Source organism: Paenibacillus sp. FSL W8-0919 (assembly GCF_038003785.1).
GTDB lineage: Bacteria > Bacillota > Bacilli > Paenibacillales > Paenibacillaceae > Paenibacillus_AQ > Paenibacillus_AQ lactis.
In genome coordinates, this window is record NZ_JBBOPV010000001.1 from 3,004,106 (window position 1) to 3,022,590 (window position 18,485).

The window sequence follows — 18,485 nt, forward strand, 5'->3', positions numbered from 1 at the left end:
TGTAGAAGCATTCGATTGGAAGATGGTAAGACATGCGTTCTAATTCCATTCCTGAGGAGGAGTTCGTTTGAAGAGAACCATCGTATGGCACTTAAGTTTGATTATGGTCATTGTCTTGGCGCTATCGGGCTGCTCGAAGCCGGCAGAACCCAAAGGAGAAGGGGGAAGCACCGCTAAGACGGGGGAACCGGGATCTCCGGTCGAATTGACGGTATTCGCGCCCCAATCCGCAGGGATCGAAAGCCTGGACGTCAATCCGTTCTCCAAGCATATTGAAGAAAAGCTGGGCATCAAGTTTAAATGGAATACGACCCCGGATGCCGTATTCAACGACAAGAAGCTGCTTATGCTGGCCAGCGGAGATTATCCTGCCCTTATTATGAACGCCGGCATCTCAAAGGCGGATCAGATCAAATACGGTATGCAGGGCGCGTTCATTCCGTTGAACGATCTGATCGAGCAGCATGCGCCGAACATTAAGAAGGCGATGGAGGAGATTCCGTACCTGGCCCCGGCCATGACGGCGCCGGACGGCAACATTTATGCCCTGCCGAAGGTGAATGAGTGCTTGCACTGCACATATGGCCAGCGGATGTGGATCAATACGACATGGCTGGAGAAGCTGGGACTTGAAATGCCCCAAACCACGGATGAATTCTATGAAGTGCTGAAAGCCTTCAAGGAGAAGGACCCGAACGGAAACGGCAAAGCCGATGAAATTCCGCTGACCACCTCGCTTGACGTATGGGGAGGAGGAGTTGACGCCTTTTTGATGAATGCCTTTATATATAACAATGGCACCTCGTATTTGAGCGTGAAGGACGGAAAGGTCATTCTGTCCGCGACGGAGCCTGAATGGAAGGAGGGGCTGAAGTACTTACGGAAGCTGTACAGCGAGGGCTTGATCGACAAGGGCGCGTTTACGCAAAACGGCGATGCCGTCAAGCAGCTGGGGAATAAATCCGAGAATGTGGTCGGTGCGGTCGGCTACGCCCTGATCAGCAGCATGCTGGATACAACGGACGCGAAGCCGCGCCATAAGGAGTACGACGTCGTTCCGCCGCTGAAAGGACCGAACGGTGTACAGCTGGCAGGCTACAGCGTAGGCGCGGGGGATGGTTCTTTTGTCATCACGAATAAAGCGACGGAGGAAGAGCGGATCGCCGCCATTAAGCTGGCCGACTATCTGTTCTCGGAGGAAGGGACGGTCATGACCTCTTGGGGGTTTGAAGGGGACGGCTGGAGGAAGGCGGAATCCGGTGCGCTTGATTACAATGGCAAGCCGGCCAAGTATGAGGCCCTGAAGCGGGATGTGCCCGAAGGGACGCCGGATGTTACTTGGTGGCAGCTCGGGACGATGCTGATGGTCAACTCGATCCGCGAATCGTTCGTCGCGCCTGAGGATCCGCTGGGCAACGGAGCTTACGAATACCGGCTGTGGCTTGCTGCCAAGAAATATGAGCCGTTCGCCAAGCCTGAGCTCGTGTACCCAACCGATGTGTTCATCGATCCGGCCGACGCCACGTTCATTGCGCAGATTCAGAAAACGATTCAGGATTACGTGAAGTCGAACCTGGCCCAGTTCGTAACCGGCAGCAAGGATATCGAGAAGGATTGGGACGCTTACGTAAGCGGGTTTAAAGGGCTGCAGCTGGATAAATATCTGGAAATTCACCAGAAAGCGCTGGATAACCAAGGTTCGTAACAGACGGGAGGTTTATCGCTTGCAAAATAGGATCGAATACGCGGCTCGCATCCAGCCGACACAGCGGCAATTGGCCGTTCAAGACATGGAGTTTTACGCATTTATCCACTTTACGGTTAATACGTTTACCGATATGGAGTGGGGAACGGGGAAAGAGGACCCTGCGCTGTTCAATCCCACGGAGCTGGATGCGGATCAGTGGGTAGAGGCCTGCGTCAGCGCCGGCATGCGGGGGTTGATCCTTACATGCAAGCATCATGACGGGTTCTGCCTGTGGCCGAGCCGGCATACCGAGCATTCCGTAAAGAACAGCCCTTGGCGCGGCGGCGGGGGCGATGTGGTACGGGAAGTCGCGGAGGCCTGCCGGAGGGGCGGGATCAAGTTCGGCATCTACGTCTCCCCTTGGGACCGGCATGAGCCGACGTATGGAGATTCGCCGCGGTATAATCAATTTTTTCTGAACCAATTAAGGGAGCTGCTCACCGGGTACGGCGAGTTGTTCTGCGTATGGTTCGACGGCGCCTGCGGCGAAGGGCCGAACGGCAAGCGCCAGGAATATGACTGGGAGGCGTATTACGCCCTGATCCGGGAGCTGCAGCCGGGAGCCGCCATTTCCGTATGCGGTCCCGACATACGCTGGTGCGGGAATGAGGCGGGGCACTGCCGGGAGTCCGAATGGAGCGTCGTCCCTGCGTCGCTGCGCGAGAACGAAGCGATTCAGGAAAAATCCCAGCAGACGGACGATCGTGAGTTCGCCCGCCGTTACAGCTCTAGCGAGGAGGACCTTGGCAGCCGCAGCGTCATCCTGAGTGAGCGCGAGCTGGTGTGGTACCCGGCCGAAGTGAATACGTCGATCCGCCCGGGCTGGTTCTACCATGCTTCTGAGGACGACAAGGTTCGGCCGCTTGCAGAGCTGCTGCATATTTATTACGGCTCGGTGGGGGGCAACGCCACCTTCCTCCTGAATATTCCGCCGGATCCCCGCGGGCTGATTCACGAGAACGACAGGCAGCGGCTGCGGGAGCTGGGCGAGGTGCTGCGCGCTACGTTCAAGACGAACCTCGCTGCACAGGCGCATATTGCGGCATCGGAGACGATGCCGGGGTCGGATGCCGCGAACATGCTGGACGGGGACAAGGACACGTATTGGTGCCCGGAGGAGGGCACCGAATACGCCGTGATCGAGGTCGATCTCGGGAGCGAGCAGGAGTTTGATCATATCGTGCTGGCTGAACACCGATACGGGCAGCGGGTCGAACGGTACGAGCTGGAGTACAGGGAGGACGGTGCCTGGAAGCCAATCTGCCGCGGAACGGTCATTGGCCGCAAGCGGATCTGCAAGTTTCCAGCGGTACGGTCCAGGTACATCCGGTTTACCATTTTGGAATCGCGATGGTGTCCGAACATTTCCGCGATCGAGGTGTATCGGGGCGTTGACTGAAGCTGGGTTGAACCCCTGCGGTTGGAGCTGACCGAGAGCGTTCATTGATGAATTAATGAACTAAACATGGGGTTGGATGCAATCTTGGGGCTGGATCGGCGCTACCATTGGTCATGGGGGCAATACCCGGGTGCTACCATTGGCCATGGGGCAAGACCGGGCGGCTACCATTGAGCATGAGACGAGACCTGGTGCTATCATTGGTCATGAGGCTAGGCCTCGGGCTACCATTGGTCATGGGGGCAATACCCGGGTGCTACCATTGACCATGGGGCAAGACGGGGCACCGATGAAGCGCTCTTGGCGCGTCCCAGGGAGCGTATCACGACTTCATGTTGGGCCCAAACACATTCGTACTTGCAACAGGGCGGCCATCTTCTAGGAGGATGGTCCCCTTTTTTATCGAAATCATTTTTTTCTCGTGCAAGTTCCGCGAGTTCGTTAGTATGATATACGAAAGATTGATCCAAATCACGATAGAGAGGATGCATCGCCGAATGAGCAATATTCCAACGTTCGAGACCCGGCTTCTCAGCTCCTTGTCCAAAGTGTTTGCCGATGAAGAGCTGGCAGCCGCACCGTATGATGCAGGGTCGGCTTTCCTGAATGAGACGTTTTCTTTTCAAGTGGCTTACCGCTCAAGTCAACTGATGAAAAATATCCGCGTCGTTGTCGAGTCCGAGCTGAGCGAGTACATTTCCATTCGCTCTGTAGGTCTTGTCCCTTCGGACCTGCCGACGTACCATGACCATGACGAGTTCATATTAAGAAGCACCCCGGGGTTATACCCGGATCCGTTATTTCCTCTCGCTGCAGACGCAGCTGTAACAGGGCGTCCGAGCCAGTGGAGAAGCTTATGGGTTACAGTTGAGCCGGATTCCGGCAGAGCGGGCGGTACATACGATATCGGGCTCCGGTTTGAGACGGATTCGGGAGAGAAGCTTGCCGAAGAGACTTTCCGGCTGGAGCTGATCCCAGCTGTGCTGCCGGCGCAGACGCTGATTCATACCGAGTGGTTCCATACGGATTGCCTGGCAACCTACTATGGTGTCGATGTGTTCAGCGAACGTCATTGGCAGCTGATCGAGCAGTATATCCGGACGGCGGCAGAGCACGGGATGAACATGATGTTGACCCCGCTGTTTACTCCCCCGCTGGATACCGAAGTGGGCGGCGAGCGCCCGACGGTGCAGCTCGTGGATGTTGAGGTTCTCGGCGATGGCTCCTACCGGTTCGGATTTGACAAGCTGGACCGCTGGACCGATCTGTGCGACCGCTGCGGCATTCAATACCTAGAGTTCTCCCATTTCTTCACGCAGTGGGGGGCGAAGCACGCGCCGAAAATTGTGGCGAACGTAAACGGGGAGACCCAGAAGCTGTTCGGCTGGGAGACCGATGCATCGGGTGAGGAATATCAAGCCTTCCTTAGACAGTTCATTCCGGCTTTAGTGGACTGGATCGAGGATCATGGGCGTGACGACAGATGTTATTTCCATGTGTCCGATGAGCCCCATGCCTCCCATATTGAGGCATACGGCCAAGCGAGCCGTTTAATGAACGAGCTGCTGCCCGATTACCCGATTATCGACGCGCTTTCCGATTTTTCGTTCTATGAGGAAGGGCTTGTAAAGCGCCCGATTCCGGCAAGCAACCATATCGAGCCGTTCCTCGAAGCCGGAGTCGAGGGGCTGTGGACCTACTACTGCTGCTCGCAGTATAAAGAGGTGTCCAACCGGTTCTTCAACCTGCCGTCCGCTCGAAACCGCATTCTTGGCATGCAGCTCTATAAATACAACATCGAAGGCTTCCTGCATTGGGGCTACAATTTCTGGTACTCCCAGTACTCGCGGCGGGCGATCGATCCTTATCGGGTAACCGACGCGGACAGCGGCTTTCCGTCCGGCGATGCGTTCCTGGTTTATCCAGGAGAGGACGGACCGGTGGAGTCGATCCGGCTGAAGGTGTTCCATGAAGCGCTTCAGGATCTCCGGGCGCTGCAGCTGCTGGAGCAGCAGATCGGCCGTGAGGCCGTGCTGGAGGCGTTGGAGGAAGGGCTGGAAGAGCCGATCACATTCAAGACGTATCCGCGTGATGAGAAGTGGCTTCTGTCCAAGCGGCAATGGATTAATGACAAGATTAAGGAGTCGATGGCGGTTAAATAAGGGAAAAGGGAGCAGAGGTGGATGGTCACCGCGCGTACCGCTATATTCCCGAGATCGTCGCTATTACAAAGCCAAGACAACGACATAATTACAGGGTTCGTACTGGTGATATGCGTAGCTGCTATGATTGCATAATCTCTATTCCCGGCCACTCTCACGATATTGGTCCCTTTCAAATGCTTGCCGCTTCGATACAATGTATCGGAGCGGCTTTTCGTTTTGCCCAAACCAGTAGGCTCCCACGGCTCCCTAAAGGTGGATTGGTGACATGACAAAGGAAGGAAGTAACTTGTTTTGCCGAGAGGAGTTTTTTAGATCTAAAACTTTAATAACTTGCAACAACCTAACTTAATGATTGGACGGATAGCGGCCCGAACAGGTGAAAACTAGGGTAGAATTAAGCAGTGCAGTACCAGCGATCATCGATCTTAGGGGCTGTCAATCACAGATATAGAGTAATTCGATTCAAAAAGGCACCGGGTGGTTGTTAAACTTTTATCACGATTACCGTATAGGAAATTGCGAGTTCTGCTTCGATTCCAACGCCGAATTTCGTCGGCATGGAACAAACTGTTTTCTTTTAGCCATCATTGGACATGGGGCGTCACGTGGCAAGGCAACCACACCGGTCATGAAAGCGACATGTCGTGGTTCTAGTGGACCATTCAAAAATATGCCATGATTGTGGCAAGGGGGTTATGGGATGTATTCCGATTTTACGTTAGCGGATGACCGTCCGGCTTATATACAGGTCAAAGATTATATGAAACGGCTGATGACGACCGGAGCGCTGCAGGCGGATCAAAAGCTGCCGTCTACGCGGGAGCTCGGTTCGCTGCTTCACGTCAGCCGCAACACCGTGCTGAATGCCTACTCGGACCTTGAGGACGAAGGCTATATTTACGCCGTCAAAGGCCAGGGGCATTTCGTGATCCCCTCGATCAACACGAATGAAACGGAAGCGCAGCCGACAAATGTACAGATGGACTGGACTTCGCGGTTGAACGACTACGCGAGGCTGGCGGAAGCGAATGACTTGATGAAGCACGGCATCCGTGCCAGCAAAGGGGCGATATCGTTTACGAGCATCGCACCCGATGAGAAGCTGTTCGATCTGCAAAATGTAAAGCGCGCCTTCCTTGACCGAATGTCGCTGGAGGGAGAAGTCCTCCTCAATTACGGCTATGCCAAGGGCTACAAGCCGCTGATCGATTATTTGCTTCACTATATGGAGAATAAAGGCGTTGATGTATCGGGCAAGGATCTGTTGGTGACCAGCGGCTTTACAGAGGGACTGAGCTTGGTGCTTGCAGCCTTGAATAAAGGCCATGGCCGCATCCTATGCGAGAATCCGACCCACCATACCGCCATTAAAAATTTCAAAATGCACGGTTACGCCATCACCGGCGTTCCGATGGAGCAAGATGGCATCAGCTTAACGGACCTTGCCCGCGAGCTCGCGGCTCGCCCTTATGATTTGGCGTACCTCGTGCCTTCCTACCATAATCCAACGGGGATCGTGATGTCGCCGCAGAAGAGGCTCGAGACTTTGCGGCTGCTCAGCGAGTATGAGACGCCGGTGATAGAGGACGGCTTCAATGAGGAGCTCCGGTATTCCGGCTCGCATATCGCGCCGCTCGTCGCCTGTGCCGGCGGGGGAAACAACAGCGTAATTTATTTGGGCAGCTTTTCCAAAATTCTGTTTCCAGGACTGCGCGTCGGCTGGGTCCTCGCGGATAAAACCCTGATCGATTACCTCGAAAGCGTGAAGCGTGCGCGCAGCATCCACACCTCTACGCTGGACCAGTCCCTGCTTTACCAGTATCTCTATAACGGCAATTTCGAGAAATACCTGAAGCGGGCCAAGGCGGAATATAAGCGAAAATATGAGCTGGCCAAAAGCTGCTGCGAAGAATGGCTGCCGCAGCACCGGCTGTCCGGAGACGGCGGGCTCCACGTATTCGTTCAATTCGAGCAAGGCTTTCGGACGCGCGAGCTATTGGAAGCCTGCTCCGCGCAAGGCGTAGTGTTTACGCCTGGGGATATTTTCTACACCGACGGCGGCGGGCAGCATACGATGCGGCTTGGATTCTCCCGCGTTTCCGATGAGAACATCCGGAAGGGGATCCGCATCATCGGCGAAACCGCCAGGAGGATGGTGCAGAGATTGTGAGGCTTTAGATGTCTAGTTTAGGTGTTTCCGAAAGTGGAAGGCTTGGAAAGTAGAAGAACTTGATTGCAGATGGGCTATATTAGGTGTTCTCGAAGTAAGGCTTCGAAAGTAGAAGAACTCGAAAGTAGAAGAACTTGAAAGTAGATGAACTCGAAAGTAGACGAATATCATGCTTGAAGGAACTAAACACTGCAGCGAAGTCCAGAAGGAATGGGACTGAGCCTTGGCTGTCTACCATGTCTAAGTAGGCGGTAGCCGGAGATGTGGGAGCGTTGGGGCTGCTTCAACTAGCAGGTGGAGTTCGGAACTATGGAGCCGAAGCGGCTGCATGTCTGGTGGCGGAGCAAGTCCCCAAAAGGGACTTGTGCGGTCGAAAAGGAGCTCCGGTGGCCAGCAAGTCCCGAAAAGGGACTTGTGCGGGCGAAAAGGAGCTGCGATGGCGGAGCAAGTCCCGAAAAGGGACTTGTGCGGTCGAAAAGGAGCTGCCGTGGCGGAGCAAGTCCCCAAAAGGGACTTGTGCGGTCGAAAAGGAGCTGCGATGGCGGAGCAAGTCCCGAAAAGGGACTTGTGCGGGCAAAAAGGAGCTGCGATGGCGGAGCAAGTCCCCAAAAGGGACTTGTGCAGGCGAAAAGGAGCTGCGATGGCGGAGCAAGTCCCAAAAAGGGACTTGTGCGGTCAAAAATGAGCTGCGGTAGCGGAGCAAGTCCCCAAAAGGGACTTGTGCGGTCGAAAAGGAGCTGCGGTAGCGGAGCAAGTCCCCAAAAGGGACTTGTGCAGGCGAAAAGGAGCTGCGATGGCGGAGCAAGTCCCGAAAAGGGACTTGTGCGGTCGAAAAGGAGCTGCGGTAGCGGAGCAAGTCCCCAAAAGGGACTTGTGCGGTCGAAAATGAGCTGCGATGGCGGAGCAAGTCCCGAAAAGGGACTTGTGCGGTCGAAAATGAGCTGCGATGGCGGAGCAAGTCCCCAAAAGGGACTTGTGCGGTCGAAAAGGAGCTGCGATGGCGGAGCAAGTCCCCAAAAGGGACTTGTGCGGTCGAAAAGGAGCTGCGATGGCGGAGCAAGTCCCCAAAAGGGACTTGTGCGGTCGAAAAGGAGCCTGCCGTGGCGGAGCAAGTCCCCAAAAGGGACTTGTGCCAAGCAAGAGCAGCACAACAACCGCATCAACGGAGCAGGCGGAATTGGACCGTAGAAGCGAAGCGTGCCCCTTTATCCCCGGATTCCAACAACGGAAATGGGATGACAGGGAATCTGGGGATAAGAGGGATCGGAGGTACAATCCGCATGCGGAGTGCTGAATAGCCCCACAGATGGATCGGAAACAGCAATCCGCATGCGGAGTGCTGAATAGCCCCACAGATGGATCGGAAACAGCAATCCGCATGCGTAGTGCTGAATAGCTCCACAGATGGATCGGAAACAGCAATCCGCATGCGTAGTGCTGAATAGCTCCACAGATGGATCGGAAACAGCAATCCGCATGCGTAGTGCTGCATAGACCCGCAGAAGGAACGGGAACTGCAATCCGCCGCATGCGTAGTGCGGAATAGCCCCATAGAAGGGATCCGAGGCACAATCCGCATGCGGATTGCGAAGCAGGCCCACGGCAAGCTTTCCACTTGGGGGCCAGCTCACATTACATGAAGGAGGTCACACATCATGAAAGTCGGCGTCATCATGGGAGGCGTTTCATCCGAGCGGGACATTTCGCTGCTCACGGGTCAGGAAATGATGGCTCATCTGGATCCGTCCAAGTACGAGGCCATCCCGATTGAAATCAATGACAAGCGCGACCTGATCAACAAGACCGAAGGGATCGACATTGCCCTGCTTGCACTGCACGGCCAGTACGGGGAGGACGGTACAGTACAGGCCACCCTGGAGTCCATGGGCATTCCATATACGGGCAGCAGCGTATTGTCCAGCAGTATCTGTATGGACAAAGATGTCAGCAAGAAGCTGCTTCGGTATGAAGGATTGCATACAGCCGATTGGATCATCGTCGGCAGTCTGGAGGAGCTGGCTGCGGCGGATGTGGAGTCGCTGGGATTCCCCGTCGTGGTTAAGCCGAATACGGGAGGGTCCAGCATCGGGACTCGTATCGTGCGGTCCCGGGATGCGCTGAAAGCGGCAGTGGCGGATGCCCTCCAATGGGATCGATCGGTCATGATCGAGCAGTGGATAGAAGGCCAGGAAATCACTTGCTCCTTTTTGGACGGAAAGTTGCTGCCGATCGTGTCGATCAAGCCGAATGCCGAATTCTTTGATTACACATCCAAATACGCGGAAGGCGAAGCCGAAGAGCAGGTGATCGAGCTGCCGGAGGAACTTCAGAGGAAGGTATGCGCGGCAGCGCTTCAATGCTATAAGGCGCTGAAGTGCAGCGTTTATGCGCGGGTCGATATCATCCTGAAGGACGGCGTTCCGTTTATATTGGAAGTCAACACGCTGCCGGGATTAACGAGAACGAGCCTGCTGCCCAAAAGCGCGGCGGCGGCAGGCCTCTCATTCAGCATGCTGCTGGATGCCATCATTACGTCATCTTTATCGGAACGGTTAAGAGAAAATACCACATACAAGGAGTAGAGCGAATATGAATACAACGAATAGCTTCCTGACGCCGATTGTGCAAACCATGCCGCCCTCAGGGATCCGGCAGTTCTTTAATGCGGCCGAAGCGGATCCGGAGGTGATCTCCCTGGGCGTCGGCGAGCCGGATTTTGTTACCCCGAAGCGTGCCATTGAGGCGAGCGCCCGGGCGCTGGAGAGCGGACGGACCATGTATACGCCGAATGAGGGGCTAATGGAGCTGCGGGAAGCTATTGCGGAGTATTTGTACAGCCGCTTTCAGCTGAGCTACGAGCCGTCGCGGGAGGTGCTGGTCACGGTGGGCGGCAGCGAGGCGATCGACTTGGCGCTGCGCGCCCTTGTATCCCCGGGCGACGAGGTGATCATTCCTGTGCCGGGGTATGTTGCCTATGCTCCGCTCGTCAGTCTGAATGGCGGACGTGCCGTGGAACTGGAGCTGACTGCCGAGCAGGATTTCAAATTGACCGCCGACGCGCTGCAGCAGGCGATTACACCACGAACCAAAGCGCTCGTCGTGAACTTTCCGAGCAATCCGACGGGGGCTGTGATGACGGCTGCCGATTGGCTCCCGATTGCCAGACTCGCGATTCAGCACAATCTGGTTGTCATCTCGGATGAAATGTATGCGGAGCTTACGTACGTCGGGGAGCATACCAGCATCGCCTCCCTGCCGGGGATGCGGGACCGCACACTCGTCATCGGCGGTTTCTCGAAAGCCTTCGCCATGACGGGCTGGCGGGTCGGGTATTTATGCGGAGAACGGGAGCTGCTTAAGGGGATGATAAAAATTCACCAGTATACGGCCCTCTGCGCTCCAATTATGGGACAGATCGCAGCGATTGAATGTATGAGAAACGGGCAGGAGGACAAGGAATCCATGAAGGCGGCGTTCGATGAACGCCGGAAGATGTTCGTTCAAGGGCTGAACGAGATCGGCCTTCCCTGCCGCGAGCCGAAGGGAGCCTTCTATGCCTTTCCGAGCATTGCCGGAACGGGGCTTAGCTCACAGCAGTTCGCCGAACGGATGCTGCGCGAGGCGAAGGTGGCAGCCGTGCCCGGCCACGTATTCGGTCTTGGCGGGGAAGGATTCATCCGCTGCTCCTATGCAGCTTCCTCCGCGCAGCTCCAGGAGGCGGTTGAGCGGATCGGCCGTTGGCTGAAGTCGGCGGAGCTTCTGCCTTCCGTTCATGCGGCTTTCCCTACAGAATTCTCGAAAGCTTGCGGTAGTCTGTCGCTGTAATCCCTTCAAGCTTGCGGAAGATCCGGCTGAAATAATGGATATCCGGGTAGCCGATCCGGTCTCCGATCGCTTCAATCGAAAGATCGGTTTCCCGCAGCAGCCGCCGTGCTTCGCGGTGGCGAACCGATTGAACAAACTCGCTTGGCGGCATCCCCGCCAGGCGCTTAAACAGCTTGGCGGTATGATCAGGGCTCAGCATCAGATGCGCCGCGATCCGTTTATTGCTCCAGTCTTCGGCTGGAGCTTTTTCAATGCGGGCAATCAGATCCATCAGCTTGCCGTCATGGGGCGACGTTTCCGTCAGAGCCTGGGAGGAGTGGGTGCGGAATAACTGAACGAGAATATCCAGCATCAACCCTTTACAGACAAGCTCATATCCCGCGGGACGGAGCGTAAACTCCTCCACGACCCGCTCCATTAATTGAACGCAGGAGAGCGGAGGCGTGTAAATCGTCCGGGAAGACAGCGGAGGGAAAACCTCCGAGATGGCCTCCCTGGCAAATTTATCCGCCGCTACGGCGGCTTCGTTCACAATCATGTCCGCTTCGGTCTGGATTTCAAGCTCTCCGAAAAAATCAAAGTGAATGCCGAGAAAATGCGCTTCCGGGATCGAGGTCACTTCATTCTGATGGTAAACGCCGGAGGGCAGAAAGATGAGCTGGCCTGCCTCAATAACATGGCGCTTTCCGTACATCGTCGTGACGGCCTCTCCTTGGCTGACATACAGCAGCTCGAAATCGTACAATCTGCGCTGCGGAAGAGCTCCGGTCCCCATTCGTTGAAGCTGGGCGTAATGAATGCTGGGAGACCACTGCTGAACCGGGGCGAGCCGCTGCAGAGGGTATTCCGATGCCTCGACGGCCATAAGCTGTTCCTCCTTTTTAACCTACATAACCCTTCCTGGCAACATAACGAAATTGTCCAAAAAATCGCTTTTCTATCTAAATCAATCAGACGAGTCTTTGTTTATTATATAAGTATTATTACATGACATTCCCTGCCTTTCAACTTGACGGAAAAAGTCAAATGATGCGTTTCTAGGAGCTTTCTTTCATTTTCATGGCTAACCCGGCATCCGTGGCAGGCTAGCAGCAAACCAAAACAAATGGGGAGGTATTCGTTATGAAGAAAGGGATCAACATTTGGTCGTTTCGGGGAGATGCGTCTATTGCGGAATGCATCCAACTGGCGAAGGAGGCCGGCTTCGAAGGGATCGAGCTGTCGCTGAATAAGGATGGAGAGCTTGGCCTTCAGGCCGGCGATCAGGAGGTTAAGAACATCAAGGCTCAGCTGGAGGACGCGAATCTGGAAATCGCCGGGCTTGCTACTGGCCTGTACTGGGATTATCCGATGACAAGCGATGACCCGGCAGTGCGCGAAAAAGCATTCGATATTTGCAAAAAACAGCTCGAGCTGGCTGCAGCTTTTGGAGTGGATGCGATCCTGGTTATTCCTGGCGCGGTTGGCGTGGACTTCGTCCCCGGCTCCGCGGTTATCGATTACGAGGTAGCTTACGAACGGGCGCAGGAAGGCATCCGCAAGCTGGTTCCGTATGCCGAAAGCGCGGGGGTGGCGATTGCCATCGAGAACGTTTGGAACAAATTTTTGCTCTCTCCATTGGAGCTGCGCACCTTTATTGATGAGATCGGCTCCGATTATGTCGGCTCCTATTTTGATGTAGGTAACGTCGTGCACAGCGGTTATCCGGAGCACTGGATTCGCATTCTGGGATCAAGAATCAAGAAGGTTCATTTCAAGGATTACCGCAGACAGGCGGGAGGCTTGCACGGCTTCGTGGACCTGCTGGCTGGAGACGTCGATTACCCTGCCGTGGTCGAGGCATTGAAGGGAATCGGCTATGACAATTATGTCACCGCGGAGATGATCCCTGCTTACAAGCACTATTCGGATCAGATCATTTTCAACACCTCGAACGCCATGGATGCGATTCTTGGCCGGACGCCAACGCTGCGTCAAACGGCCGTGCGTGAGCAATTGGGACAATCTTAAGAGAAGAAGAGGAGGGGATCAGCATGCTGAAAATCGGACTGTTGGGCTTTGGTTTTATGGGACGTATGCACTTTGACAATTACATGCGGCTAATGGATGAAGGAGCGGATATCCAGCTTGCCGCGATTTGCGATATCCGAATTGATGAACTGAAAGAGAGCAAGGCTAACGGCAATATGGCGACCGAGCGGGAAGTGTATGATCTTACGCCTTACCGGCTGTATGACCATATCGATCGCATGCTGGAGAATGAGGAGCTCGACATCGTCGATGTATGCTTGCCGACGAATCTGCACGCGGATATGACCTGCATGCTGCTCGAACGCGGAATTCATGTCTTATGCGAGAAGCCGATCGCAGGCAGCTCGGAAGAAGCCTGGCGGATGGTGAAGACGGCTGAGCGTACGGGGGCAACCCTAATGATCGGGCAATGTCTTCGCTTCTGGCCAGCGTACGAATATTTGAAGGCTTGCCTGGAGGACGGGCGTTACGGACAAATCGTAGCCGGCGAATTCTTCCGCGGCTCCGAGCCGCCTAAAGGCTGGTTCCTCGAGGGAGACAAGAGCGGCGGCTGCATCACGGATATGCATGTCCATGACGTCGATATGATCCATTGGCTGTTAGGCAGACCGCAGCATGTATCTACTTTCGCCAAGAATATCATCGAAGGAAGCTCGTACGATATCGTGTCGACGCATTACAGCTATCCGGACGGCAAGGTCATTACGGCCAGAGCGGATTGGACCCTGCATGGCGACCACGGCTTCTATATGGGGTACCGAGTGAACCTGGAGAAGGCTACGATTGTTTTTGAAAACAATGAAGTGAAGGTGTATCCAGAGGACGCGCCGGGCTTTACGGCTGAGCTGTCAGGTGATTCCGGATATTACCGCGAGCTCCGCTATTTCATTGACAGCGTGGCACAAGGGAAGGCTGTAACGGTATGCACGCCGGAGAGTGCCGTAGGCTCACTGGAAATCATCGAAGCGGAGATCCGCTCGGCCAAGGCTCAGGGAGCGCTGGAAGCGCTGTCCGGGAAGCAGAGCGTATCGTAAGCGTATAAATATTGTATCCCTAATAAAACGGGGCTGTCCCAGATGCTCCCCATATGGTAGACAGGCGAAACCATAAAGCCTGCTACTGTAGGGGGAAGTTCATCTGCGGGACAGCCCCGTTTCTTTCGTCTCACAATTGTGAAGTATTCGTTAGGCGCTACGCACGGAACGTCTTCAAGAAGTCAACCGCCAGCTTAATATCGGCCTCCGGATTGGCTTTCACTTCACGTTCGATCGTCAAATATCCAGTGTAGCCGATATCCTTCAAGGCTTGAAGATATGCAGGCCAATCCACGCTGCCTTCGCCGAGCGGAACTTCACGGAACTTCTCGCCGGACTCCGCCATGTCGGCAATCTTGTCATGATCAAGTGCCGGCGCTTCATAACCGAAATCTCCGTACACGTCACGCGGATCCACAAACTCGGCCAGCTTGATACCGTCCTTCGCGTGCGTGTGGACGATGTAATCCTTCAGATTATATACGCCTTGGACTGGATCATCGCCGGTAACCATCACCATATTGGCCGGGTCAAAGTTCACGGATACGCCGTTCGAGCCAAGACCGTCCAGGAAGGACTTGAGATGGGCGGAAGGCTCCGGTCCCGTCTCGATGGCAAAGAACGCGTTCATGGATTTGGCGAACGTGCTAAGCTCGAGGCAGGCGTTGTGCATCGTCTCGTATACGCGGCTGTTGCGGTCCTGCGGCACGATGCCAATGTGGGTGGTCACGATATTGGTGCCAAGCTCAAGACCCAGCTCCATGATGCGTTTCGACTTCTCGATTTTGGCCCCATTTTCGGACGGATCCTGGAAACCGTGGCCCCCCAGGTCTCCCACCAGCGCCGAGATTTCAAGGCCCAAGGATTCAATATAATCCTTCAGTTCCTTCCGTGCGGACGCGGACAGATTGGCCGGATCCATCTCTCCATGAACAGCGTAGATCTGAACACCGTCGGCACCAACATTTTTTGCCTTAACCAAACCTTCTCTTACGCCAACCCGAAAGCTGTCAACAATAACGCCGATTTTGTTCGGCATGATAGGCTTCGACATCGCTTAAACTCCTCCCTCAATCTTTGTCGTCGATCGTTTGCTTCTATTGATTGAATATCAAAAATGAAAAGCTCAGCTTTCGTTCCACACTTTGCGCACATACTCCAGGCCCAGCTTGGTTCCGGTGCGGCAATCCTCCATGCCTTCGAATTCAATGGAAATGTAGCCGTCATAACCGGATTCCTTCACGATGCGAATCACTTCTGGAATCTTAATGTCGCCTTGGCCGACAATGGCACCGCGAAGCCAGTTACCGCTAGACGTGTTAAACCAGCCTCCGCCTGGAGGACGGCTAGCCGGACGGTAATAGAAGTCCTTGAAATGCACCATGGAGGCGAGACCGATATTGTTCTTCACGGCTACGGTGGATTCCTCATCCGCACACATGAAGTTGCCGACGTCCAGCGTCGTCTTGAAGTTTGGATGGTTAACGGTTTGGACAAGCGCTTTCACCCGGTCGCTGTGCTGAATGAAATATCCGTGATTCTCCACGCTGGTGATAATGCCGCGCTCGGCTGCATAATCCGCGATGATGCGGCAGGCATTTGCAAGGCGAGGGAGCTCCTCGATAAAATGAACGAGCGACAAGTCCTTGGACGTTGCCACGTCATGGCGCATCCGCTTTACGCCCAGGGCTGCTGCAATATCGACTTCGCTTTTTACGCGCTCGATCTCTGCCTCATAAGCGGCATCGTCGAGTTCGGCGAAGTTCGCGCCGATGGCATAGTTGGAGAGCTCGAGCCCTTTGGCGGCGGCATGGGACTTAATCGTATCGATGAGCTCCGGATTTTCCTTTAAATTGAATCCGAGGGGCACGATCTCAATATGCTCACCGCCGATTTCGGCAATGTAGTCGATCACGTCGGTTATGGTCATTTCACCTTTGTTCATGGCCTGGTACAGGCTGTACGAGCTTACGCCAAGTTTCATAGCAGAACTTCAGCTCCTTTTTCGGCGGATTCATAGATACCGCACAGAATTTTCATAATCTCCACACCGTCTTCCACCGGGCTGAGCGGCTGGGTTCCGTTCTCAATGCTTGCGATAAAGTGGTTGACCTCACTCTGGAAAGCGGAATTGAAGTCAAATCCCTTGTGGTCCGTTTGAGGCTGGATGTTGATGATCGTATCATGCTTCTCGGTGACGATGACAACTTCAGGATCGATCTCGAATCCGCCCTTGTCGCCGTACAATTTGACGGACTGCTGATTATCCTTCGCATGCAGCGTAAAGCTGACATCAACCAGCAAGGAAGCACCGTTTTCAAATCGGATCATCGCATTGGCCATATCCTCAACCGTATTCTTCTCTGCATCATAATCTGCAGCTTTATAGAACGACAGATTCCGGACATTGGAACGGTTGCCCAGCTTGCGGTATGTATTGGCGCTGACCGCTACCGGCTTCGGACGTCCCATCATGTACCAGCACAGATCAATGACGTGAACGCCGATATCGATCAATGGTCCGCCGCCTGAACGTTCAATGTCGGAGAACCAGCCGCCCGGATTTCCGAGTCTGCGGATCGAAGAGGCCTTCGCAAAATAAATTTCCCCGAACTCGCCTTTGTCCGCGAACTCGCGCAGCATTTGAGCATTCGGATCATAACGTCTGACAAAGCCGACTTGAAGCAGCTTGCCGGAGGATTTCACCGCTTCCTGAACGCGCAGCGCTTCCTCGACCGTACGGCACAGCGGCTTCTCGACGAGGACATGCTTGCCGGCGTTAAGAGCGGCAATGCTGATCTCGGCATGGGTATTGTTCCAGGTACAGATGCTTACCGCATCGATCTCAGGATCGGCCAGCAGCTCGCGATAATCTGTAAATACTTTGGTAGCGCCGTACTTTTCAGCCGCAAGCCGTGCGCGTTCTTCATTTAAATCACATACCGCGAGCAGATTCGCGTTCGCGTGTTTTTGGTAGGATTGCAAATGCATAGCAGAGATCGAACCAGTTCCAATGACCCCAACATTAATTGATTTCATGATTTCACTCCTCTGAATTTACTGCATTACACTTCTGTATTATAATGCTTCTAAGGAAAGACACCATGATAAACCGTGCTTTTTGTTTGTACGATCGTGCTGTCTTGATCAAGTTCAAAGGAGACCAGAGCATTGGACCATACACTGCGGGAACCGATGACGATGCCGGACCCCCAATTTCCGATCAAGGTTCATCTCTGCCAGTTCGAGGGCAGGGGACAGGTCATGTTTAATCGCCACTATCACGAGCATTTGGAAATTTTATATTTTGTCTCCGGAGAAGCAATGCTGGAGTGCGGTTCCTCCACCTTGCATGCCCGCGAAGGCGATTTGATTGTCATTAATCGCAATGAGCTTCATTATGGAATCAGTCAGTCTGATCATTTGTTCTATTATGCGTTAATCGTGGACTTCTCGCTGCTCCAGAGCCATTCCTTGGATGCGCCGGAGATGAAATTCATTACGCCGATTACCCAAAATCGTCTGGTGTTCGCCAACCGGGTTAACGGAGATGACGTTCTTTCATCTATGCTGGCGATCATCCAAGAGCTGGAAAAGCGGGAATTCGGTTATGAGCTCGCCATTAAATCCGAGCTGTACCGCTTGCTTACGCTGCTCTTGAGAGGCTATGTTGCAACCGTTCTCACACAGGATGAATATGTGGAGCGGATGAAGAACGTAGAGCGTTTTGCCCCGATATTCAAATACATTGAGGAGCATTACAAGGAGGAGCTTTCGGTCGAGCTGCTATCCGGGATGGCCGGTCTCAGCCGATATCATTTCAGCCGGTTGTTTAAAGAGCTGAGCGGAAGAACCGTAACGGAATATGTTAACGAGACCCGGATTAATAAAGCGGATTATCTGCTGCGAAGCAGCCCGCTTACCGTCTCCGAGATCGCGGTAGCGACGGGGTTCAAGGATATTTATTATTTCAGCCGCATCTTCAAGAAATATAAACGGCTTGCCCCTTCTTTTTTAAGAAAAAACAGTGCTGTTTCTCATTGATCTGTCATAAGCTGATCCATGTGCAGGCAGTTCATACGCCGTGCCGCTGTATCATAGGATAAGACTGTAG

The 18,485-nt window shown here is 54.2% G+C and carries 13 protein-coding genes; 9 read left to right on the top strand and 4 right to left on the bottom strand.

Annotated features, from left to right (window positions below):
- Nucleotides 1–103: 103 nt before the first annotated feature.
- From NST44_RS13315 to NST44_RS13340, 6 genes are all read left to right on the top strand, one after another.
- The gene (locus NST44_RS13315; protein ID WP_340901437.1) at nucleotides 104–1,705 is read left to right on the top strand and encodes an ABC transporter substrate-binding protein; all 1,602 of its coding nucleotides are present in this window, start codon (nucleotides 104–106) and stop codon (nucleotides 1,703–1,705) included.
- A gap of 19 nt (nucleotides 1,706–1,724) precedes the next feature.
- The gene (locus NST44_RS13320) at nucleotides 1,725–3,146 is read left to right on the top strand and encodes an alpha-L-fucosidase (RefSeq protein ID WP_340899827.1); all 1,422 of its coding nucleotides are present in this window, start codon (nucleotides 1,725–1,727) and stop codon (nucleotides 3,144–3,146) included.
- A 497-nt stretch (nucleotides 3,147–3,643) separates the two neighbouring features.
- On the top strand, nucleotides 3,644–5,308 hold the full coding sequence (locus tag NST44_RS13325) for a DUF4091 domain-containing protein (RefSeq protein WP_340899829.1): 1,665 nt from the start codon (nucleotides 3,644–3,646) through the stop codon (nucleotides 5,306–5,308).
- 703 nt (nucleotides 5,309–6,011) lie between these two features.
- On the top strand, nucleotides 6,012–7,481 hold the full coding sequence (gene pdxR / locus NST44_RS13330) for a MocR-like pyridoxine biosynthesis transcription factor PdxR (RefSeq protein WP_340899832.1): 1,470 nt from the start codon (nucleotides 6,012–6,014) through the stop codon (nucleotides 7,479–7,481).
- A gap of 1,655 nt (nucleotides 7,482–9,136) precedes the next feature.
- Nucleotides 9,137–10,063 carry a D-alanine--D-alanine ligase gene (locus tag NST44_RS13335; protein WP_340899835.1) on the top strand — a complete coding sequence of 309 codons (927 nt, stop codon included), beginning with the start codon at nucleotides 9,137–9,139 and terminating at the stop codon, nucleotides 10,061–10,063.
- 7 nt (nucleotides 10,064–10,070) lie between these two features.
- Nucleotides 10,071–11,306, top strand: a complete 1,236-nt coding sequence (locus NST44_RS13340; protein ID WP_340899837.1) for an aminotransferase class I/II-fold pyridoxal phosphate-dependent enzyme — start codon at nucleotides 10,071–10,073, stop codon at nucleotides 11,304–11,306.
- Here NST44_RS13340 and NST44_RS13345 read toward each other — a convergent pair.
- Entirely contained in the window at nucleotides 11,266–12,171 is a 906-nt protein-coding gene (locus tag NST44_RS13345) for a helix-turn-helix transcriptional regulator (RefSeq protein WP_340899839.1), read from the bottom strand. The two genes, NST44_RS13340 and NST44_RS13345, sit on opposite strands and share 41 nt — an antisense overlap.
- A 257-nt stretch (nucleotides 12,172–12,428) precedes the next feature.
- On the opposite strand from NST44_RS13345, the gene NST44_RS13350 reads away from it, so the two are divergent.
- On the top strand, nucleotides 12,429–13,316 hold the full coding sequence (locus NST44_RS13350; RefSeq protein WP_007127634.1) for a sugar phosphate isomerase/epimerase family protein: 888 nt from the start codon (nucleotides 12,429–12,431) through the stop codon (nucleotides 13,314–13,316).
- A 23-nt stretch (nucleotides 13,317–13,339) separates the two neighbouring features.
- Nucleotides 13,340–14,371, top strand: coding sequence for a Gfo/Idh/MocA family protein (locus tag NST44_RS13355; RefSeq protein WP_007127635.1), 1,032 nt, complete (start codon nucleotides 13,340–13,342; stop codon nucleotides 14,369–14,371).
- Nucleotides 14,372–14,528: 157 nt separating this feature from the next.
- Here the strand turns inward: NST44_RS13355 and NST44_RS13360 are convergent, their stop codons facing one another.
- The 3 genes from NST44_RS13360 to NST44_RS13370 all read right to left on the bottom strand — a co-directional run bounded on the left by NST44_RS13360 (nucleotide 14,529) and on the right by NST44_RS13370 (nucleotide 17,410).
- A complete protein-coding gene (locus NST44_RS13360) occupies nucleotides 14,529–15,425 on the bottom strand; it encodes a sugar phosphate isomerase/epimerase family protein (protein WP_007127636.1) in 897 nt (298 codons plus the stop codon).
- A gap of 72 nt (nucleotides 15,426–15,497) precedes the next feature.
- The gene (locus NST44_RS13365) at nucleotides 15,498–16,355 is read right to left on the bottom strand and encodes a sugar phosphate isomerase/epimerase family protein (RefSeq protein WP_007127637.1); all 858 of its coding nucleotides are present in this window, start codon (nucleotides 16,353–16,355) and stop codon (nucleotides 15,498–15,500) included.
- Nucleotides 16,352–17,410 carry a Gfo/Idh/MocA family protein gene (locus NST44_RS13370; protein WP_007127638.1) on the bottom strand — a complete coding sequence of 353 codons (1,059 nt, stop codon included), beginning with the start codon at nucleotides 17,408–17,410 and terminating at the stop codon, nucleotides 16,352–16,354. Before NST44_RS13370 ends, NST44_RS13365 begins: the two co-directional genes overlap by 4 nt.
- Before the next feature lie 132 nt (nucleotides 17,411–17,542).
- On the opposite strand from NST44_RS13370, the gene NST44_RS13375 reads away from it, so the two are divergent.
- On the top strand, nucleotides 17,543–18,415 hold the full coding sequence (locus tag NST44_RS13375) for an AraC family transcriptional regulator (protein ID WP_007127639.1): 873 nt from the start codon (nucleotides 17,543–17,545) through the stop codon (nucleotides 18,413–18,415).
- Nucleotides 18,416–18,485 lie beyond the last annotated feature (70 nt).